The following is a 20,281-nucleotide window of genomic DNA, read 5'->3' on the forward strand; positions in this document are numbered from 1 at the left end:
AACACAAGGATGGGTTCTTGGAAAGCGTTTTCTGATTCTCGAGGAGAGTGAGCGCTTGGACCGCCAGCAGGCCGTCATCGACCGTAAAGCCCTGGTGCGCCGCCACAATGTGGAGCAGCGCACCCTCGATCCCCGCAGCCCCGTTTCCGTAGGCAACGGGGAATTCTGTTTCACTACGGACCTGACGGGCCTGCAGTCCCTGCCCGCCCGGTATCCGGTAGCCGCACGGGACGGGCTGCCGTCCGGCACCCTGCTGGGGACGCAGTCACAATGGGGCTGGCATTCCATTCCGCCTGTGCAGGACTACACGCTGGCCGGTTCAACCGTCCTTTACGATTCGCCCCGCGGCCCTGTGCCGTACGTGGACATGGTGGGCGGAATCGTAGACGGGCGGGACACTGGCGCCTCGGAGAGCGAGGCCTGGCTGCGTGCCAACCCGCACCGGTTGGACCTCGGGCGTATCGCCTTCATCCTGCCGGAGCGCGGTAATCCGGAGCTGGCAGCGGATGACATCGCCGACGCCAGGCAGATCCTTGACCTCTGGACCGGCACGGCCGCCAGCAACTTCACGCTGTACGGCCGTCCGGTGACGGTGGGCACCGCCTGCCACCCCGGCAGGGATGAGCTCGGCTTCCGGATTGAGTCCGCCGCCCTGCAGCACGGCCTGGCCGTCTCGCTGGCCTTTCCGTACGGTTCCGGGGCCTGGCACAATGCCGCCGACTGGTCCTGCCCCGACGCCCACACCACACGGCTGGCGGAGCTGCCGGCCGACGGCGGCGGCCGGCAGTGGATCATCACCCGGAACCTGGACGGGTCCGCCTACCGGGTGCACGTCATAGGCAGCGGCCTGGAACTGGAGCAGACCAGCCCGCACACCGTCCTGATCCGGGCAGCGGAGGGACAGGAAGTCCTGGATTTCAGCGTCCACTTCATGAGCACCGGCACGGGTGACTGCCTGCCCCGCGGCTCCGGAGGCATCCGGGACACCAGCCACGGGCACGCGGTACCTCCTGGCTCCGGGGCCGGCACCGCCGTCATCCAGGCCTCTGGCTCGGCGTGGCCGGAATTCTGGACGTCCGGCGCCGCCGTCGAACTTTCCGCGCCCGGCGATCCGCGCGCGGCGGAGATCGAACGCCGGGTGGTCCTCTCCCAGTACCTCACCGCCATCAACTGCTCCGGCTCCCTGCCGCCGCAGGAAACAGGACTGGTCTGCAACTCCTGGCGCGGACGCTTCCACCTGGAGATGCATTGGTGGCACGCCGCCCACTTCGCAGCCTGGAACCGGACGCGGCTCCTGCTGCCTGCGCTGCGCTGGTACGCGTCCGTACTGGAGCCCGCCCGGCAGACGGCGAAGGCCCAGGGGTTCGACGGCGTCCGCTGGCCCAAGCAGGTGGGGCCGGACGGGCGCGAGAGTCCCAGCCCCATCGGCACCTTCCTCATCTGGCAGCAGCCGCATCCCATCCACCTCGCGGAGCTGGCCTACCGGGCAGAGCCATCGCGGGACCTGCTGGAGGAGTTCGCGGAAATTGTGTTCGACAGCGCCGAGTTCATGGCCGGCTTCGCGCATCCTACCGCCCGTGGCTACGGGCTGGGCCCGCCACTGGTTCCTGCCCAGGAGAGCTACGAATCCACCAGGACCACTGCCAGCAACCCCACGTTCGAGCTCGCCTACTGGCAGTGGGCCCTGCGCATAGCCAACATGTGGCGGAAGCGGCTGGGGCTGCCGCCCCGGGAGAAGTGGGCGGCCGTGGCGGACGGGATGGCCAGCCCCACAGTGGTGGACGGTGTGTACGCGGCCATCGGCGTGGAGCCGTACACCATCCGTACCGACCACCCCTCCATGCTCTGCGCGCTGGGTGTGCTGCCGCAGACGGACATCATCGATCCCGCCATCATGCGCAAAACCCTGGCCAGTGTCCTGGCCGACTGGGACTGGGACAGCACCTGGGGCTGGGACTATCCGGTGATGGCCATGACCGCCGCCAGGCTGGAGGACCCGGAGACCGCCGTCGACGCCCTCCTGCTGGACGCTGCGAAGAACGTGGTGCTGCCCAACGGCCACAACCGGCAGACGGAGTCGCTGCCGCTGTACCTGCCGGGCAACGGCGGGCTGCTGTCGGCCGTTGCGTTGATGGCTGCGGGCTGGGACGGGGGCCCGGCCCGGGATGCGCCCGGTTTTCCGCCGCACTGGACCGTCAGCTGGGAAGGCCTGGTCCGGGCGCCCTGACGTTAGGCTGTCGCCCGGACGTTAGGCTAGGGGAAGTCCTGATTTCACGACGCTAGGAGGCACCGAATGAACTTCTTCATCAAGCTGCTGGGCACGGGCATCAGCCTGCTGGCCGGATTCGCCGGAACCAAGGCAGTGGACGTGATCTGGGAAAAGGCCACCGGCCGGAAACCGCCCAAGGGCGAGAAGGACGATGTCCCCACCACCCTCCGCACCGCGCTCACATTCGCCCTCGTGTCCGCATCGGTGAGTGCCGTGATCCAGGTGCTGACCAACCGCGGCACCCAGCGGGCCATCACCCGGTTCGCGAAGAGCCAGGACGTCGTCTAGCTTCCGGGGCTAGCGCTCAGGGCCGTCGCCGGAGCCGTCGTCGCGGGCGGCCTTGGCGGCGGCTTTTTGCACCACGGCCTCCAGCTCGTCGGAGGTGAGCAGCTCGCGGTGCAGGTGCTTGGTCCGGTAGCCTGCGCGGCCCACCATGTGCGCCGAGACGGGCACCGTGAGGAGTTGGAAGATCCAGGCCACCAGCAGCACCGGCCACACCCACCAGGTCCGCAGCTGCAGCCCGATGGCCGCCAGCAGCAGGAAGAGTCCCAGCACCTGCGGCTTGGTGGCGGCGTGCATGCGGCTCAGCAGGTCCGGAAAGCGCAGCAGTCCAATGGCTGCGCCGAGGGACATCACGGCGCCCACCACCATGAAGACGGCGGACAGCAAGTTGATCCAGCCGTCACCGCTTGCAAGGTCGAAGTTCCACGTATCAGGGCTCATTCGGTTGCTCCCTCCGGTCGGCCACGAACCGGGCCACCGTCACGGACCCGATGAAGCCAATGACGGAGGTGGCCACCACCAGCATCAGGTTGTTCAGGTGCCGGTTCACTGCCATATCAACGCACAACGCCCCAGCCAGGATGGCAAGCAGCACGTCGGCGGCGAGGACGCGGTCCAGCAGCGAAGGTCCGCGCGCTATACGGATGATGGCCCCGGCGGCGGCGAGGGAGAAGATGACGGCCGTGACGGCCAGGACTGCCTGCATCATGCGGCCGCCTCCATCCGGACAGCTTCCAGTTCTTCGCGCGTGCCCATGATTCGGATCAGTCCGGCCTCAATGGACCTCACTTCTTGGCGCAGGTTTTCCAGGTCCTCCGGGGTGCTGATATTGATGGCGTGCAGGTAGAGGGTGGACGTGGACCGGTCCACCTCCACCACCAGGGAACCGGGAATCAGGGATATGACGTGTCCGGTGGCGGTGACCATCAGGTCCTGGTGGCTGCGCAGCGTCACCGCGACGACGGCGTTGGTCACCTTGGGTCCCCGCACAACGGCCAGGTGCAGGATCTGGGCACTCGCCACCACAACCTTGGCCAGGAACATCAGGGCGAACGGGACGGCGTAGAGGATGTTGAAGCGGCCGCTGAGCTCCACCGGCGGAAGGTAGAACAGCCGGGCGACGGCGACTGCCAGCAGCGCCCCGAACAGTAGGTTGCCGGGGCTGAAGTCCTGCCACAGGGCACCCCAGACGATCACCAGCCACACCAGGAGCGGCAGTTCCTGGCGCAGTGAGATGCGTTGGCGGCTCATTGTCCTCCTCCCGCGGTAGTGATGGGCGGCACCACGGTGTCCCCGCCCATGACGGCCTGGATGTACGGGGTCCGGTCCAGCATGTCCTCGGCGGCCCGGTCGGACAGTCCAAAGAGCGGCCCGGCGAAAATAGTGAGGGCCACGCCCAGCGCCACCAGCCCCAGCGTGGAACCCACCATGGTCCGCGGCAGCAGCGTGGCGGAGCGGGCGGCACTGGTGCGGGAGGTAAGCAGCATGCCGGTCCGGCGGGCACCGCCGTCCTCGTGTGCTTCCCCCTGGACCTGCCCATCCGCTTGGGCGTCTTCGTCCGGCTCGGCCAGCAGAACCGGGTCCGGATGCTCGGCGTCGGAAGGCCGGCGCCAGAAGGCGCGGTTCCAGACCCTGGCCACCGCCAGCAGCGTCAGCAGGCTGGTGAGGACGCCGCCGATCACAAGCGCGTAGGCGAGGGGCGTTCCCAGTTCGATGCCGGCCTGCAGAAGCCCCACCTTGCCCAGGAACCCGGAGAACGGCGGGATGCCGGCAAGGTTCATGCCGGGGATGAAGAACAGCAGCGCCAGGAGCGGCGACAGCTTGGCCAGTCCGCCCAGGCGGTCCACGGATGAGCTCCCGCCGCGGCGTTCGATAAGTCCGGTCACCAGGAACAGGCTGGTCTGGATGGTGATGTGGTGGGCAACGTAGAAGACCGCCGCACCAAGTCCCGCTACCGAGGACATTGCCAGCCCGAACACCATGTAGCCGATGTGGCTGACCAGGGTGAAGGAGAGGAGACGCTTGATGTCGCTCTGCGCCAGGGCACCCAGGATGCCCACCACCATGGTCAGCAGCGCCGCCACCATCAGGGGCGTGTTCAGCGAGTCCCCGGGGAACAACAAAGTCTCCGTCCGGACCATCGCGTAGACGCCCACTTTGGTCAGCAGGCCGGCGAACACCGCGGTGACGGGGGCCGGGGCCGTGGGGTAGGAGTCGGGCAGCCAGAAGGACAGCGGGAAAACGGCCGCCTTGATGCCGAATGCCACCAGCAGCATCACGTGCAGGAGGGTCCTGGTGCCCTGGTCCAGTTCACCGAGCTTGAGCGCGAGGTCCGCCATGGTCACGGTTCCGGTGGCCCCGTACACCATGGCGATGGAGATCAGGAACAGCACCGAGGACACCACTGACACCACCACGTAGGTGACGCCTGCCCGGATTCGGGGGCCCGTGCCGCCGAGCGTCATCAGCACGTAACTCGCGGTCAGCAGGATCTCGAAGCCGACGTACAGGTTGAAGAGGTCGCCGGAGAGGAAGGCGTTGGACACTCCGGCCACCAGGATCAGGTAGGTGGGGTGGAAGATCGAGACCGGCGCGTCATGGTCGCCGTCGGCCATGCCCTGGCCGGTGGCGTACACCAGCACCGCCAGGCTCACCGCGGACGAGACCACCAGCATCAGCGACGAGAACTGGTCCACCACCATCACAATGCCCCAGGGCGGCAGCCAGCCTCCGATGGTCACCGCAACCGTCCCGCTGTCCCAGACGTGGGCCAGCAGGAGGCATTCGAGCAGCAGGGTCAGGGACAGCAGGCCGATGCTGACGGCCTGCTGAGCCCGGGAATGCCGGATCAGCATGAAGGTCAGGGCAGCGCCCAAAATGGGAAGTACGACGGCGAGCGGGGCGAAGCTTGCGATGTTCACTTTCCGCCTCCTTCCGGGCCGGGGCTGAAGTTCGGGGAGCCGGGTTTTTCTTCCGCGGCGGCGTGCTCGGCGAGCATTTCACGGCCGCCCGCCACGAGGGTTGCCACCGGAAACTCGGAGGTTTCCGCCGGGATTTCGGCGTCGTCCTCGGCATCGAAGCTGGGGGTTTCGGCGACGCGGAGGTCTTCCACGTCATCCTGGATCTCATCCCGCCGGGCAAGCACCCAGGTCCGGTAGATGATGCCGAGCATGAAGGCGGTCACCGCGAAGGAGATGACGATGGAGGTCAGGATCAGCGCCTGGGGCAGGGGGTCGTTGTAGTCTTCGGCCGCGATGTCCTTGGAGTACAGCGGAGCCAGTCCTGCGTATCCGCCGGTGGCGAGGAGGAGCAGGTTGGTGGCATTGGCCAGCAGCATCAGCCCCAGCAGCACGCGGGTGAGGCTGCGTTCGAGGATGAGGTAGATTCCGCAGGCGTACAGGGCGCCCATGATGATCAGCAGGGTCAGGTTGACGTTCATGCCTTGCCCTTCGCTGTGGTTTCCGCCGGGATGCCGTCCGGCTCCTGGTCCTCGGCGGGAGCGGCGGCACGCTCCTCGAAGTGCTCGTCGATTTCGGCGCCGAGGCTGCGCAGGACGTCAAGCACCAGCCCCACCACCACGATGTAGACGCCGATATCGAAGATGGTGGAGGTGACGAACTTGATGTCACCGAACACGGGCAGCCAGAACTGGATGATGGCAGTCTGGAATACCTGGCCGCCCAGCAGGAGCGGCACCGCGCCCGAGGCCGCGGCAACGGCCAGCCCGATGCCCAGCAGCGCCCCTGCACTGACGGGGGTTGCCTCCCGCAGTTCGAACCGGCCGCCTGCAAGGTAGCGGATGGTGAGGGCCAGTCCGGCCGTCAGGCCGCCCGCGAATCCGCCGCCAGGAAGGTTATGGCCTGCCAGCAGCAGGTACAGCGAGAAGATCACCAGGGAGTGGAAGACCAGGCGGGTGACCACCTCGAAGATGATGGACCGGCGCTCCGGCGCGAGGGTCCGCCCGGCCACCAGCCAGGCGTCCCGGGTGGCGGAAGCGAATTTCCTGCTGATGGCCAGGGCGGCGCCGTCACGGCTCCCGGGGTCGACGCCATGGTGGCGCCCGACGGATCCTTCGGCCACAGATGCGGACGAAAGAATCCTGTCGCCCCGGCCGCGGATGAAGATCAGGCTTGCCACACCGGTGGCCGCGAGCGCCAGCACGGTGATCTCGCCGAAGGTGTCCCACGCCCTGATGTCCACGAGCGTGACATTCACAATGTTCATCCCGCCGCCGCCCTCATAGGCCAGTTGCGGGAACTGGCGCGAGACGGGGGTGGCGATGCGCGCTCCCATGGCGAAGACGGCGGCGAACACCATAGTGGTGCCGAATCCCAGGCCGATGAGGACGCGGACCACCCGGTACTTTCCGCCCGTGCGGTCACGGAGTTCGGCCGGCAGGCTGCGCATGGCCAGCACGAAGGCCACCAGGATGATGGTTTCCACCAGCATCTGGGTGAGGGCCAAGTCCGGAGCGCCCTGCAGGGCGAACATCAGGGCAATGCCATAGCCGGTGACGGACACCATCAGGACGGCCAGGAAGCGCTTGTTCGCCTTGACCGCGGCCAGGGCGCCGATCACGATGCCGGCTCCCACGACGAGCTGGAGGGGCGATCCGGGATCCACGAGGTAGAGGCCCTCGGGAAGCGGTTTGCGGGCGGCGAGTATGGCGGCCAGGGGCAGCACGAACGCCACACTGAGGATGACGGCCAGGTAGTAGTAGAGCGAACCGCGCTGGGTGCGGCCGGTGACCCAGACGGCGATGTCGTCGAGGGCGCCAATGGTCAGCTGGTACGCGCGGTCTGCATCCACCCAGGCCGGTACCCGGGACTGCAGCCGCGCGACGGCGTTCCGGCCGAAGAACATGGCCACGCCCAGCGCGAAGGTGAGCGCCGTCAGGCCAAGTGCGGGGGTGAAGCCATGCCACAGCGCCAAGTGCCCAGCCTGCTCAGCCGGGGTGCCGGCGTCGGGCGCGGTGGATGCGAAGAGTGCGGCGTAGGGCTGGAGCCAGGCGTCCACGGGGACGGGCCAGAGCCCGTACACAATAGTGAGGAGGCTGAGGATGGCGGGCGCGGCAAGGAAGGACGGCCGGACGGCCTTGAACGGGGTGGGCTCCACGCCCGGCTTCATGGCGAACGCCCCCCACATGAAGCGTGCGCTATAAGCGAACGTGAGGATGGATCCCAGGACGAGCCCAGCCAGGACCACCGCTCCCCACGGTCCCGCGGCGGGGTCTTCGGCATGGTGCACAAAGGCCTCCAGCACCGATTCCTTCGCAACAAAACCGGCCAGCAGTGGAACGCCTGCCATCGACGCGGCACCGATGCCAGCCACGATGCCCAGGGCGCGGGACGACCGGAAGACGCCGGAAAGCTTCCCGACGTCGCGGGTGCCGGACTGGTGGTCGATGATGCCCACCACCAGGAACAGGGTGGCCTTGAACAGGCCGTGGGCCAGCAGCATAGCCAGGCCGGCCAGGGCGGCGTCGGGGGTGCCGAGCCCCACCACCATGGTGAGGAACCCCAGCTGGCTGACGGTCCCGTACGCGAGGATGAGCTTGATGTCTGCCTGGCGGAGCGCGCGGTAGCCGCCCACCAGCATGGTGGCCAGGCCCAGGCCCAGCACCACTGGCTGCCAGTGCGCCGCTTCGGCGAAGCCCGGCGCGAGCCGCGCCACCAGGTAGATGCCGGCTTTCACCATCGCTGCGGCATGCAGGTATGCGCTGACGGGAGTGGGGGCCGCCATGGCTCCGGGAAGCCAGAAGTGGAAGGGCACCAGCGCCGACTTGGTGATCGCACCGACCAGGATGAGCACGACGGCGGCGCCCACCATGGAGCCGGACGCTCCGCCCGCCAGGGCGGGAGCCTGGTCCAGGACCGCGGAGATGCGGTACGTGCCGGCGGCGTGGCCCAGAATGATCAGGCCCACCAGCATGGCCAGGCCGCCTGCCGTGGTGACCATCAGGGCCTGCAGGGCGGACCGGCGGGCTGCCAGCCTTGTCCGGGCGAAGCCGATCAGGAGGTAGGACAGGATGGTGGTGAGCTCCCAGAAGATGAACAGCAGCAGGAGGTCATCCGCCACCACCAGGCCGAACATGGCACCGGCGAAGGCCAGGAGCTGGGCCCCGAACGCTCCGAGATCCTGGTCCTTCCGCTTGAAGTACCGCCCGCAGTAGGCCAGAACCAGGGAACCGACGCCCAGCACCAGCAGCGACATCACCCAGGCCAGGGCATCCATACGGAACGCAAATTCGAGGTGCAGGCCGGGAATCCACGGAAAGACCTCTGCCACGGCACCGGCTGCCGAGTAGACGGCGGCGTGCTGGAAAAGGAGCCAGGCGAAGGAAACTGCGGGAACAACAGCCAGGGCGTAGAACGCGTTGCGGCCCCAGGCCCGGAAGAGAAGCGGCGCCAGGACAGCCACCGAAAAGTGCACGGCAAGGACTGTAATCACTGGATTCTCCGCAACGTCAGGAATTCGATTGTCAAAAGTTAAAGCAGGCGGCAAAAAGTAGGGTTCGGGAACAGGCAGTTTATCAAGCCTCTTTTGCCCGCCGTCCCGCGTCGGGTAGCATGGCCGCCGCCTCCCGCGGCATTCCGGGGCAGGGTCCGCGTCCTGTTCGCCCTCGGCGGATACGATGCATCGTATGAACAGCGCCAGCGCTCCGGGGGCCATGCAGCCGGCCTCGGACCTTGAATCCGGCCAGCACGCCTCCAACAAGGGCAGGATCCTGGCCTGGGCTTCCTGGGACTGGGGCTCGGCGGCCTTCAACGCCGTGATGACAACCTTCGTCTTTACCGTGTACCTGACCTCCAGCGCGTTTGGCGGGGAAGACCAGGCGTCCGCCGTACTCGGCGGCGCCCTTACCGTGGCGGGTCTGGCCATCGCCCTGCTGGCCCCGGTGACCGGGCAGCGTTCCGATGCCGGCGGCCGGCGGAAGCTGTGGCTCGGCGTGAACACCGCGGCCGTCGCCGTCCTGACCGCCCTGTGTTTCTTCGTGTTTCCGCGGCCCGAATTCCTGCTCCTGGGTGTATCCCTGATCGCCCTGGGAAACATCTTCTTCGAGTTCGCCGGCGTCAACTACAACGCCATGCTCGCCCAGATTTCCACGCCCCGGAACATTGGCAGGGTCAGCGGCTTTGGCTGGGGGGCGGGCTACCTCGGCGGGATCGTGGCGCTGCTGGCCGTCCTGCAGTTGTTCGTCCAGCCCAGTTTCGAGTGGTTCGGCGCGTCCACCGAGGACAGCCTGAATATCCGGCTGGTGGCTGTCTTCTCAGCCCTGTGGTTCTTCATTTTCGCCCTGCCCGTGCTGTTCGCCGTCCCCGAACTGCCCCGCACAGGCGAGGCCAGCAAACTCGGTTTCCTGGCCAGCTACGGGCTGCTGGTCCGGCGGATCAAGGCCATCTATGCCACCAGCCCGCACACCATCTACTTCCTGCTGGCCAGCGCCGTGTTCCGCGACGGGCTTGCCGCCGTCTTTACGTTCGGCGGGATCATCGCGGCGGGCACCTTCGGTTTCGAACTCTCCCAGGTCATCTTCTTCGCGATCTTCGGGAATGTGGTGGCGGCGGTCGGGGCCGTGATCGGCGGATTCCTGGATGACCGGGTGGGCCCGAAAGCCGTCATCATCGGTTCCCTGCTCGGCCTGCTGGCTGCGGGCACCGTGATCCTGGTCCTTGGCAACGGCGAGTATGTCTTCTTTGGCATGCCCTGGCCCGGCAGCACCACGTTCTGGGTGTTCGGCCTCTTCCTCTGCCTGTTCGTGGGCCCCGCCCAGTCCTCGTCTCGGGCATACCTGGCGCGCCTGGCACCGCACGGCGAGTCGGGCGAGCTGTTCGGCCTGTACGCCACCACCGGCCGCGCCGTCAGCTTCCTGGCTCCAGCCCTGTTCACCCTCTGCATCGCCATTGCCACACCCCTGGTTCCCGCCGGGGAAGCCCAGCGCTGGGGAATCCTGGGCATCATGGTGGTCCTCCTGGCCGGACTGCTGGTCCTGCTGCCGGTGAAATCACCGGACAAGGCGCCCATCGCGGTTGTTCCGGCGGCCTGACCCCGTATTTCGCGGCCTCTCTTTGCCTACTTGAGCAAACCTCTTGACGTACCCCTGTTATCGTTCACATAATTTAGTGATCGATAACTTACCTCCAAACCTTTCTCAACGAGGAGACCGTCCTGTGGGACCATCCCCTTCCCGCCCCCGTGCCGGCATCATCGGCACCGGCGGCATTGCCAATGCGCACGCCGAAGCCCTGCAGCTGGCAGGAGCGGAGCTGGCGGTAGCAGTCGATATCGACCCGGGCCGTGTTGCCGCCTTCGCGGACAAATGGCATGTACCCGCCACGGCGCCGAGCCTGGCTGTGGCGGCCGACGCCGGACTGGACCTGGTGGCGGTCTGTACCCCGCCGTCGTCGCATGCCTGCCTGGCCCTGGAGGCACTGGCGCTAGGCCTGAATGTGGTGCTGGAAAAGCCGCCGGCCCTGTCGCTCCGGCAGATGCGTGAACTGCAGGACGCCGAGTCTGCATCGGGCAAGCATGTCAGCTGCATCTTCCAGCACCGTTTCGGCAGCGGCGCGCGCAAGCTGGCTGCGCTTCAGGAATCGGGCGCCCTGGGGAATGCCCTCACCGGGTTCTGCAACACGCTCTGGTTCCGCAACCAGGAATACTTCGACGTGCCCTGGCGCGGCCTGTGGGACGTGGAAGGCGGCGGACCCACCATGGGCCACGGCATCCACCAGTTCGACCTGCTGCTCCACCTTTGGGGCCCCTGGCAGGAAGTCACTGCGTTCGCCGGGCGCCTTGCCCGCCGGACGGAAACCGAAGACGTGTCCACCGCCATCGTCCGATTTGAATCCGGTGCATTGAGCACGGTCATCAACTCCGTGATCTCGCCCCGGGAAACGTCCCAGCTCCGGTTCGACTACGATCATGCCACCGTGGAACTCGAGCACCTCTACGGCTATGACAATGCGCACTGGCGCTTCACGCCCGCGCCAGGCCAGGAGCACCTGGCCGCCCAATGGGCGGACGGTTCCCCGGGCACTCCGAGCGGGCATCCCGCACAGTACGAGCACATCATCGACGCCGTCAGGGCCGGGAAAGTTCCCCCGGTCACCCTCGCCGAGGCCTATCCCACCATGGAGCTGGCCGCCGCGATCTACGCCTCAGCCATCACCGGCCAGACCGTGCGCAGGGGCGACATCACCGATGGAAACCCGTTCTTCGACCGCGCCGACGGCCGGCTGCAACCCTGGAAACTGGAAAAGAGCACCGCATGAGCACCACTGCAGAACCCGCGGCCGGCACACCCTCCGCGTCTACCGGCACCCGGTTCAGTTGGACCGACGACGGCGCCGCGGTAGCGGTCTCCCTGGACGGCGCGGACGTCCTCACGTATACCTACGTGGCCGATGACCCGCAGGAAGAGTCCCCCAGGCCGTATTTCCATCCGGTCCGGACACGCAGCGGGGACCTGGTGAGCATTTACCGGCCGCACGACCATGTATGGCACAAAGGCATCGCCTGGTCCCTGCCGCACCTTGGCGCCGACAATTTCTGGGGCGGGCCAAGCTACCGGCGGGGGCAGGAGTACCAGTGGCTGCCCAACAACGGCGCCATGCGGCACCGTGAGCTGCGGCAGGCAACGGACGACGGCGGGACGTTCCGTTTCGCCCATGACCTTCGCTGGATCAGCCAGCAAGGCTCCCTGGTGGTGGAGGAGGAGAGGTCTTTCAGCGTGGTGCCAGGGGCGGACAGCAGCTACGCCCTCATCTTCGAAACGGCCATGACCAACGTTTCCGGCGACGCAATCCACATTGGCTCCCCCACCACGGAAGGGCGGGAAAATGCCGGCTATGGCGGCCTGTTCTGGCGCGGGCCCCGGTCCTTCACGGGGGGAACGGTCCTCGGACCCGGCGGTGCCACCGGGGAAGGGCTGCGCGGCCGGCGGGCACCCTGGCTCGCGTTCGTGGGGCAGCACGATGAAACCTGCCGTTTCTCCACGCTGGTCATGGTTGACGATCCCGCCAGCGGCCACCCGGAACCGGAGTGGTTTGCCCGGTCCGAGCCCTTCGCATGCATGGGTCCGGCGCCCTTCTTCAGCGAGGAAGTCCTGTTCGAGGCCGGCGCCACCCTCCGCTTCCGGTATGCCGTGGTGGTCGCCGACGGTGCATCCGATGCCCGCCGGGCCGAAGACCTGGCACTCGGGGCGCAGGAACTCCTCGCTCGCGGCACCGGGGGGATGCACCGGTGACCGGCGCCGGCGTGCCCGGTTTCCCGGGCGGAACGGCCGTCACCGGGCTCCGGGTCTATGACTGGGAGTCCGCTGACGGGCTGTGCGGAGGCTCGCCGCACCTCCACACGGTGTCCTCCGAGGCCTACATAGTCACCGGCGGCACGGGCCAGGTCCACACCATCTCGATGTCCGGGGCGGAGGAATATGACCTGGCGGCCGGATCATTGCTCTGGTTCAGTCCGGGCACCGTGCACCGGCTGGTCAACACGGACGGGCTCACCCTCACCGTCATCATGTCCAATGCGGGACTGCCGGAATCCGGCGACGCAGTCCTGACCTTCCCCGGCCATATCCTGGCGGATCCAGCGGAGTATGCGCAGCAGGCTATCCTTCCGCGCGGGCTGGACCCCGCCGCCATGGCCGCGGCTGCCCGCGCCCGGCGGGACCTTGCGTTGGAAGGATACGCCGAACTGCATGTGGCGGTACTGCGCGACGGCCCGAAAGCCCTGGCCGATTTCCACCGCGCCGCGGCGGCGCTCGTCCGTCCGCGCGTCGGGCGCTGGCAGCAGATCTGGGAGGACACGGTCCGGAAGCAGGCGGATGCCACTGGGCGGGCGCTGGACCAGCTGGCGGAAGGGTCCGCCGCGCCCATGGCCCAGGCTGCAGTGGCCTCTGCGGTCCCGCGCCCGGGCGAGGGGTACGGCATGTGCGGCAGGCTCACAACCTGGGAGGACTCCCGGGTGGTCTGACCGCACCCCATGAGCCTCCCCGGAAGACTAGGCTTGGACCATGAACGTGGATGAGACCAACCTTCCGGGCCTGGGCCTGCGGAAGGATTTCATGACAGCCTCCGGCCGCCGGATCGGCGTGGTGGAGCTGCGCGAGGGTCAGACGGAACTGATCATCTCAACCTGGGACGATCCCGATACCTGCCAGGCGTCCATTCCGCTGACCAGTGATGAAGCCGCCACCCTGGGCAATCTCCTGGGCGGGCAGCATCTGGCCATGAAGCTGACCGAAGAGCACAAGGACGTCCCCGGAATTGTGACCCGGCAGTTCTCGATTGCTCCGGACTCCCCGTTCCAGAACCAGCCCATGGGGAAGGCGTGCATCCGTACGCGCTGCGGTGTCTCCATCGTTGCCATCATGCGTGAAGGTGAGGTGCTCCCTTCGCCGGGACCCGACGTCGTCCTCCACACCGGAGACCTGCTGATAGCAGTCGGAACCCAGGAAGGCCTCGACACGGCGGCCGATATCCTGCGCCACGGCTGAGTCCTGTGGACCCGCTGGCCCTGACCCTCATCGAACTGGGGGCCGTTGTGTTCTGCCTCGGCCTGTTGGCCAGGCTGGCCGGACGGATCGGAATGTCTCCCATCCCGCTGTACCTCCTGGGCGGGCTCGCCTTCGGCGCGGGCGGCATCGTCAAGCTCGAAGGCATGCAAGAATTTGCGCATGTCAGCAGCGAAATCGGCGTAATCCTGCTGCTGCTTATGCTCGGATTGGAATATACGGCGACGGAGCTCTTCACTGGCCTGCGCCGCTCCTGGCAGGGCGGTGTGCTCGATCTGGTCCTGAACTTCCTGCCCGGGGCCGCGCTGGCCTACCTGCTGGGCTGGGGCGGAGTGGGCGCCATGGTGCTGGGCGGCGTCACCTACATCTCTTCATCGGGAATCGCGGCCAAGGTCATCACCGATCTCGGCCGGCTGGGCAACCGCGAAACGCCCGTCGTGCTGTCCATCCTGGTGTTCGAAGACCTGGCCATGGCCGTCTACCTGCCTGTGCTGACCACCATCCTGGCCGGGGTCAGTTTCCTCGGCGGGCTCACCAGTGTGGGCATCGCACTTGCAGTCGTGAGCGTGGTTCTCATGGTTGCGCTGCGGCACGGGCATCACGTCTCCAGGGCCGTGCACAGCGAGAACTCGGAAGTGTTCCTCCTGAACCTCCTTGGCGCAGCACTGCTCGTGGCCGGCGTCGCTTCGGCCATGCAGGTATCCGCCGCGGTGGGAGCGTTCCTGCTCGGCATTGCTATTTCCGGCGCCACCGCCCATAACGCCACCCGCATCCTGGAACCGCTGCGAGACCTGTTCGCAGCGATTTTCTTTGTGGCGTTCGGGCTCAACACGGACCCGACATCCATCCCGCCCGTGCTGGGCTGGGCCCTGGTGCTGGCTGTCACCACCGCCGCCACCAAGATGGTCACGGGCGTCTGGGCCGCGAAGCGTGCGGGCATTGCGCGGCGCGGCCGCTTCCGCGCCGGAGCAGCGCTGATTGCCCGCGGCGAGTTCTCGATCGTGATCGCAGGCCTGGCGGTGGCTTCGGGAGCGGTACCGAATGAACTTGCGGCCCTGGCCACGGCCTACGTGCTGATCATGGCCGTGCTGGGGCCGCTGGCTGCGCGCTATGTCGAACCGCTTGTTGGTGCAGCAGGGGGCCAAAAAGGCGTTCCGGCGAAGGCCTAAGTGCGTTTCCCGCTAGATGGTGGTGCGGTGGAAGTTCAGGTGGCTGCGGCTGGCGGTGGGGCCTCGCTGGCCCTGGTAGCGGTTTCCGTACTCGCCCTGGCCGTAGGGATACTCCGCGGAAGATGTCAGCCGGAAAAAGCACAGCTGCCCGATCTTCATGCCCGGCCACAGCTTGATGGGCAGCGTGGCCATGTTGGACAGCTCAAGGGTGACGTGTCCTGAGAAGCCGGGGTCAATGAATCCGGCGGTGGAGTGCGTCAGCAGGCCCAGCCGGCCCAGCGAGGACTTGCCCTCCAGCCGGGCTGCAATATCGTCCGGCAGCGTGACGGTTTCGTAGGTGGAGCCCAGGACGAACTCGCCCGGGTGCAGGATGAAGGCTTCGTCCTCTTCAACTTCCACCAGCCGGGTCAACTCAGGCTGCTCCTGTGCGGGGTCGATGTGCGCGTACTTGTGGTTGTCGAACAGCCGGAAGAACTTGTCGATCCGCACGTCCACGGACGACGGCTGCACCATCGCCGAGTCGTAGGGTTCCAGCACGATCCGCTGGGAGTCAATTTCGGCACGAATATCGCGGTCAGAGATCAGCACCGTCCCAAATTACCGTATGGCTTATCCACACTAATATTTTTTCCGTTGTTGCTGTGGCCTCATGGGGCTAATGTTGCCTAAGGTACTCAGGCGCCGGATGGTCTCCCGGATGGCCCAACAGAGCTGGGGATGTTGTGAATAAATTGGTAGCGCCCTCTTTCATTGGCGTGCTCTGCGCCCTGGCGCTGGTCTCCTCGTCAGCAGGCACGCTCTCCGCGCCGCTTCGGACCAACGACTCTGCTGTCGCCGCCGGTCCGCGGAGTGTCTTGCTGGAGCCTGCACTGCACGACGGCGGAGCGGGCTCTGCTGGCGACCCCCCAGCAGGATCCCCGCTCACCCCTGCCGTGGAACCGGAGATCCGTCCGGCGTCTCCGGCCACCGCATCACCTGCCCCGGAGGCCCCCGCCCCCGCCCCCGCGGGGACGGTCCCGGTCCCAGAGCCCGTGACGTCCCAGGCCACTGCCGCCGGCACGTCGGAGACGGCCCCGGAAGTTCCGTGGATCCCGCCGCTGTGGGCACCGGATGAGGAACTGGGGAAGCCCGCACCGGTGCTGCCCGCCCCCGAATCCATGCTTGCCGCGCCGAGTCCTGAAGCCCTGGTGCGGGATGACAACTCAGCAGCGATCCTCACGGTCTTCAACCGGATCAACGAGTACCGCGTATCCAAAGGCCTGGCGCCGGTGAAGTACCACCCCACAGTGGCGGGACTGGCCCAGGAATGGTCGGACAACATTGCCTCACGCGAGGTCATTGAGCACCGTGCCAACTTCTGGACCGATCCCCGCGCCATGAATCCCAACAACGGCGCCGGTGAGGTCATCGCCATCCGCACGGACCGCGATGCCGCACTGCTGGTGGAGTGGTGGAAGGGCTCCCCCGGCCACAATGCCATGCTGCTCGACCCCCGGTTCAACGTGATGGGGGCCGGCATCTCCTACACCGACCGCACCTACAAGATCTGGGGCGTGGTGAACTTCTTCGGTTACACCACGCTTCCGGCAGGTACCGTCAACTCGCCCGGTGGTGCCACCGGCGGTGACGGCGCCGCCCTGCCGCCTCCCGCTCCCACCATGTGTGATGCCACGGTACGGCACATGCCGCCAACACTGGACCTGTCCGCCGCTGCCATCACGGGCCCCGGCGACCTTGTCACAGTCGACTCCGCGGGGCAACTCCTCCGCCGCGCCTCCCTGGGTGCCCGTGCCTACGCTGCCGCAAAGGTCATCGGCTCCGGCTTCTCCGGCGCCAAGGAAGTCTTCGTCACGGACTGGGACCGCGACGGCGCCTATGACCTGCTCACCCAATGGACCAACGGCAACCTGACTTTGCACCGGGGCATTGCCACCGGCGGGTTCCAAGCGCCGGCCACCCTCGGCTCCGGCGGGTGGGACACCCTGACCCTGGCCGTGGGCGGCTGGTGCGCCAATAACCGGATGCCCCAGATCCTGGCACGGGATGCCGCCGGAAACCTCTACCTGTATCCCAACAAGGGCACCGGCGACCTCGCCGCTCGGACCCTGGTGGCCAGCGGGCTTCCTGCCGGCAGGCTGGCCATGGTCGATTACGATGCCGACGGCTTCCAGGACCTGCTGGCCATCCGTACCGACGGAGCGGTCCTGCTGTACCGCGGCTGGGGAACCACTGCGCTGCGCGCCGAAGCACGGCCCACAGTTGCCACCGGCTGGCAGGACGCCACGGGGGTGAAAGCACTACGGGACGTGACCGGGCTCAACTCGGCAGGCGTGGCTCTGCGCCGAGCAGGCGACGTAGTGCAGTACTGGGACCTGACCGGCGGAAGCCTTGCCTCGGCGTCGAACATTGCCGGGCCTTGGACCGGCCAGCGGCTGGCCCAGTAGGCCGGGGCCTAGACGGCGGGCTGGAGCTCCAGGACGTCCTTGAGCCGCTCCAGCTGGGCTACTTCTGCCCGGACACTTCGCTGGACCATCTTGTTCAGCAGGCCCAGCCGGTCAAGGAACGCGAACCGGCCCTCGGCCTGCGCTTCGACCGCAAACCGCACCCGGGTTCCCGCCCCTTCCGTGCTGAGGTAGTAGCCGCCGCTGCGGTTTGCGGGGCCGGACAGGACGCGGAACTCGATTTCAGCGCCCGGCCGGGCCTGGGTGATTTCGAGGTCAGCCGGAATGCTCAGCCCGGACCGGCCCGCGACCATCTGCCGGTAGACGGCGCCCTTGGCCTCGGCCGGGCCCTGCAGCAGCTTCACGCTGCGGACGCCCTCGCGCCAGAGCGGAAGATTGGTGGCATCGAGCAGGTACAGGTACACAGCCATGGCGTCACGCCGGATGAGGACCTCGTGTTCTGCGAATGCCATGTAAATCTTCCCGTGGTTGACGTCGGCCTGCCGCGCTGACCGCCTCCCCCTGACGCCGCAGCCTTCCGGTTCAGGTTAACCAGCGCTCCGGACCCGCACCTAGCCAGGGCCTTCGACGTTATTGAAGAGTTACTGGATGACGCCGCTGCTTACGGGACACGGCCAACAGCACTCCGGGTTGGGCGGTTTGTGGCTCCATCTGCGCTAAGCTAAGTTCTGCCCCGCGCGAGTGGGGGCAGTGCGGCTGTAGCTCAATGGTAGAGCGCTAGCTTCCCAAGCTTGATACGCGGGTTCGATTCCCGTCAGCCGCTCCACTTTCTGCAGTATCGCGGACGCTGCACGGAGGGTATTTGGTGCCGCCGTGTAGGGTCTGTAGTCAGGAACCTTTCGGTTCCGCTACAGGAGCAATCATGGCTGATAAGTCCCCGCGTCAAACGGCATCAAAAAAGTCCGGCAAGTCCATCAAGGAAAAACGCGCAGACAAGAGGGCCGCTTCCGCGCCGGCCAGTTCCCTGGATACTCCGTCCGGCAAGAGCGCTGGCAAGAAGAAGTAGCCGGGAAACCGCCGGCTGAGGGCTGGACCGGCAGTTTGAAGCGGCTATCTGAAAAAGCTGGCGTTTGCTTCAGGCTGCCGCTGCCCGGTTCACGATCTGCAGCGGTCGGCGCCGGTCCTTCAGGTCCACCCGGAGCGTGAGGCCTGCTTTCCGTGCCAGCAGGACGGCCACCGTCAGGGCCGCGAGCGCCGGTACCCCGCCCGAGACCAGGAGCGCGACGTGCGGGTCCGCGTGTTCGGCGATCCAGCCCAGCATGGGTCCGCCCAAAGCCTGGCCGCCGATCAGCACCATGATGTAGAGGCTCATCACCCGCCCCCGAATTCCCATGTTCGAACTGACCTGGACCAGCTGGTTGGAGCCAGTGAGGAACATCAGGCACCAGAATCCGGACATGACCATCGCCACGCCGAACCAGGCCATGGACGGCGCCAGCGATGCCAGGCAGAGCATCGCACCATACATGCCGGCGCAGAACACCACGGACCGCAGCCGAAGCCGCCGGCGGCGGGTGGAAGCCACCGCACCGGCCAATGCACCGAGAGCCACCAGGGCGTTGAGCAGCCCGTAGCCGCCGGCACCCACCGCAAAGACGCGGTCGGCAAACGCTGCAAGCACCACCGGCAAACTCATGGCGAACACCGCAATGAAGCCTGCCATCAGCCAGGGCCAGTAGATGGTGGGCTTGCTGAGCGCGTACCGCAGGCCTTCGCGAAGCATCCCCTTGCTCTTGGGTGCCGGCGCGCTGACGAACAGCTGGTCCTTACGCAGGATCAGCAGCATGGCAACAGTGCAGCAGCAGGCGAAGGCGTTGCCAGCGAAAGCCCAGCCTGCACCGACGGCGGTCAGGAGCAGTCCGGCCAAAGCGGGGCCAATCAGGCCGCCCAGTTGGAAGGTTGTGGAATTCACGCTGATGGCGTTCCGCAGGTACTTCGGACCCACCAGCTCGTGCACAAACACCTGGCGGGCGGGCTGGTCAAGGACGGTGACCAGGCCCAGCACCAGTGCGATGACGTAGACATGCCACACCTCAACGGTTGCGGTGAGGGCGAGGACAGCCAACGCCCCGGCCAGGACCGCGGCCATGCCCTGGCACAGAATCAGGATCTTCCGCTTGGTGAACCGGTCGGCCACCATCCCACCCCAGGGTCCCAGCAGCAGGGACGGCAAGAATTGCAGTGCCACCGTGATGCCCACAGCTGTGACGGAACCGGACAGTTCCAGCACCATCCAATCCTGGGCAATCCGCTGCATCCAGAGTGCGATCACGGCAATGAAGTGTCCGGCGGCGAAAATCCGGAAGTTGGGCACTTTCAGGGAGATGAACGTGTGCCGCCAGGGAAGGTGTTCGGCCACAACCGGGAGCGGCTGGGTGTGGATGTCCCCAACCGGACGGTCAGGTGCAGAATCCGGCGCAGAACCTGCGGAGTCGATGACGGGCTGGGTGACGGTTGCCGATGACGGCGGTGGGGGTGCCACAGGTATGTCCTCACATTGATGGCGGCCTGGGATGCCCTTACCGCTAGGCTGGGCCCGAAGATTATGGAGACGTATCGTGCCTATAAGTCCCATTGCAGT

At 66.9% G+C, this 20,281-nt stretch carries 19 protein-coding genes and 1 tRNA gene; 11 read left to right on the forward strand and 9 right to left on the reverse strand.

The window, feature by feature from the left end; all coding sequences use genetic code 11:
- Positions 1-55 precede the first annotated feature (55 nt).
- Positions 56-2,227 (forward strand): hypothetical protein, encoded by a 2,172-nt coding sequence (locus AC5RT3_RS15485; RefSeq protein WP_494124607.1) that lies wholly within the window; start codon positions 56-58, stop codon positions 2,225-2,227.
- A gap of 66 nt (positions 2,228-2,293) precedes the next feature.
- On the forward strand, positions 2,294-2,557 hold the full coding sequence (locus AC5RT3_RS15490) for a DUF4235 domain-containing protein (RefSeq protein ID WP_494009867.1): 264 nt from the start codon (positions 2,294-2,296) through the stop codon (positions 2,555-2,557).
- A gap of 9 nt (positions 2,558-2,566) precedes the next feature.
- Here AC5RT3_RS15490 and mnhG read toward each other — a convergent pair whose 3' ends face one another.
- From mnhG to AC5RT3_RS15520, 6 genes are read right to left on the reverse strand one after another with little or no spacing between them, the layout of a single operon-like run.
- Positions 2,567-2,992 (reverse strand): monovalent cation/H(+) antiporter subunit G, encoded by a 426-nt coding sequence (mnhG, locus tag AC5RT3_RS15495; protein WP_494053042.1) that lies wholly within the window; start codon positions 2,990-2,992, stop codon positions 2,567-2,569.
- Entirely contained in the window at positions 2,982-3,260 is a 279-nt protein-coding gene (locus AC5RT3_RS15500; RefSeq protein WP_494053041.1) for an MrpF/PhaF family protein, read from the reverse strand. The genes mnhG and AC5RT3_RS15500 overlap by 11 nt, the downstream gene beginning before the upstream one ends.
- Complete coding sequence (locus AC5RT3_RS15505) at positions 3,257-3,802, reverse strand: Na+/H+ antiporter subunit E (protein WP_494053040.1); 546 nt, start codon at positions 3,800-3,802, stop codon at positions 3,257-3,259. The genes AC5RT3_RS15500 and AC5RT3_RS15505 overlap by 4 nt, the downstream gene beginning before the upstream one ends.
- Positions 3,799-5,472: a Na+/H+ antiporter subunit D gene (locus AC5RT3_RS15510; protein ID WP_494053039.1), complete on the reverse strand. Its 1,674-nt coding sequence runs from the start codon at positions 5,470-5,472 to the stop codon at positions 3,799-3,801. The genes AC5RT3_RS15505 and AC5RT3_RS15510 overlap by 4 nt, the downstream gene beginning before the upstream one ends.
- Positions 5,469-5,990: a Na(+)/H(+) antiporter subunit C gene (locus AC5RT3_RS15515; RefSeq protein ID WP_494124608.1), complete on the reverse strand. Its 522-nt coding sequence runs from the start codon at positions 5,988-5,990 to the stop codon at positions 5,469-5,471. Before AC5RT3_RS15515 ends, AC5RT3_RS15510 begins: the two co-directional genes overlap by 4 nt.
- Positions 5,987-9,001, reverse strand: a complete 3,015-nt coding sequence (locus tag AC5RT3_RS15520; protein WP_494124609.1) for a Na+/H+ antiporter subunit A — start codon at positions 8,999-9,001, stop codon at positions 5,987-5,989. Before AC5RT3_RS15520 ends, AC5RT3_RS15515 begins: the two co-directional genes overlap by 4 nt.
- A gap of 193 nt (positions 9,002-9,194) precedes the next feature.
- Between AC5RT3_RS15520 and AC5RT3_RS15525 the strand changes: the two genes are divergently transcribed.
- The 6 genes from AC5RT3_RS15525 to AC5RT3_RS15550 all read left to right on the forward strand — a co-directional run bounded on the left by AC5RT3_RS15525 (position 9,195) and on the right by AC5RT3_RS15550 (position 15,238).
- Entirely contained in the window at positions 9,195-10,598 is a 1,404-nt protein-coding gene (locus AC5RT3_RS15525) for an MFS transporter (RefSeq protein ID WP_494053036.1), read from the forward strand.
- A 124-nt stretch (positions 10,599-10,722) separates the two neighbouring features.
- The gene (locus AC5RT3_RS15530) at positions 10,723-11,823 is read left to right on the forward strand and encodes a Gfo/Idh/MocA family protein (protein ID WP_494053035.1); all 1,101 of its coding nucleotides are present in this window, start codon (positions 10,723-10,725) and stop codon (positions 11,821-11,823) included.
- On the forward strand, positions 11,820-12,797 hold the full coding sequence (locus AC5RT3_RS15535) for a DUF6807 domain-containing protein (protein WP_494124610.1): 978 nt from the start codon (positions 11,820-11,822) through the stop codon (positions 12,795-12,797). Before AC5RT3_RS15530 ends, AC5RT3_RS15535 begins: the two co-directional genes overlap by 4 nt.
- Positions 12,794-13,528: a cupin domain-containing protein gene (locus AC5RT3_RS15540; RefSeq protein ID WP_494124611.1), complete on the forward strand. Its 735-nt coding sequence runs from the start codon at positions 12,794-12,796 to the stop codon at positions 13,526-13,528. The genes AC5RT3_RS15535 and AC5RT3_RS15540 overlap by 4 nt, the downstream gene beginning before the upstream one ends.
- Positions 13,529-13,568: 40 nt before the next feature.
- Positions 13,569-14,051: a cation:proton antiporter regulatory subunit gene (locus AC5RT3_RS15545; RefSeq protein WP_494009878.1), complete on the forward strand. Its 483-nt coding sequence runs from the start codon at positions 13,569-13,571 to the stop codon at positions 14,049-14,051.
- A 5-nt stretch (positions 14,052-14,056) separates the two neighbouring features.
- Entirely contained in the window at positions 14,057-15,238 is a 1,182-nt protein-coding gene (locus tag AC5RT3_RS15550; protein WP_494053032.1) for a cation:proton antiporter, read from the forward strand.
- A 12-nt stretch (positions 15,239-15,250) separates the two neighbouring features.
- Here the strand turns inward: AC5RT3_RS15550 and dcd are convergent, their stop codons facing one another.
- On the reverse strand, positions 15,251-15,826 hold the full coding sequence (gene dcd, locus AC5RT3_RS15555) for a dCTP deaminase (RefSeq protein ID WP_494053031.1): 576 nt from the start codon (positions 15,824-15,826) through the stop codon (positions 15,251-15,253).
- 134 nt (positions 15,827-15,960) lie between these two features.
- On the opposite strand from dcd, the gene AC5RT3_RS15560 reads away from it, so the two are divergent.
- On the forward strand, positions 15,961-17,682 hold the full coding sequence (locus AC5RT3_RS15560; protein WP_494124612.1) for a CAP domain-containing protein: 1,722 nt from the start codon (positions 15,961-15,963) through the stop codon (positions 17,680-17,682).
- Positions 17,683-17,690: 8 nt separating this feature from the next.
- On the opposite strand, the gene AC5RT3_RS15565 is transcribed toward AC5RT3_RS15560, so the two are convergent.
- The gene (locus tag AC5RT3_RS15565; RefSeq protein WP_494009882.1) at positions 17,691-18,152 is read right to left on the reverse strand and encodes an SRPBCC family protein; all 462 of its coding nucleotides are present in this window, start codon (positions 18,150-18,152) and stop codon (positions 17,691-17,693) included.
- A 240-nt stretch (positions 18,153-18,392) separates the two neighbouring features.
- On the opposite strand from AC5RT3_RS15565, the gene AC5RT3_RS15570 reads away from it, so the two are divergent.
- Positions 18,393-18,466 (forward strand) — tRNA-Gly (locus tag AC5RT3_RS15570).
- Between the two features lie 96 nt (positions 18,467-18,562).
- The gene (locus AC5RT3_RS15575; protein WP_494053029.1) at positions 18,563-18,706 is read left to right on the forward strand and encodes a hypothetical protein; all 144 of its coding nucleotides are present in this window, start codon (positions 18,563-18,565) and stop codon (positions 18,704-18,706) included.
- 69 nt (positions 18,707-18,775) lie between these two features.
- Here AC5RT3_RS15575 and AC5RT3_RS15580 read toward each other — a convergent pair whose 3' ends face one another.
- Positions 18,776-20,182, reverse strand: a complete 1,407-nt coding sequence (locus AC5RT3_RS15580) for an MFS transporter (RefSeq protein WP_494124613.1) — start codon at positions 20,180-20,182, stop codon at positions 18,776-18,778.
- Positions 20,183-20,281: the final 99 nt, after the last annotated feature.

It is taken from the genome of Arthrobacter sp. Y3221159 (genome assembly GCF_059089885.1).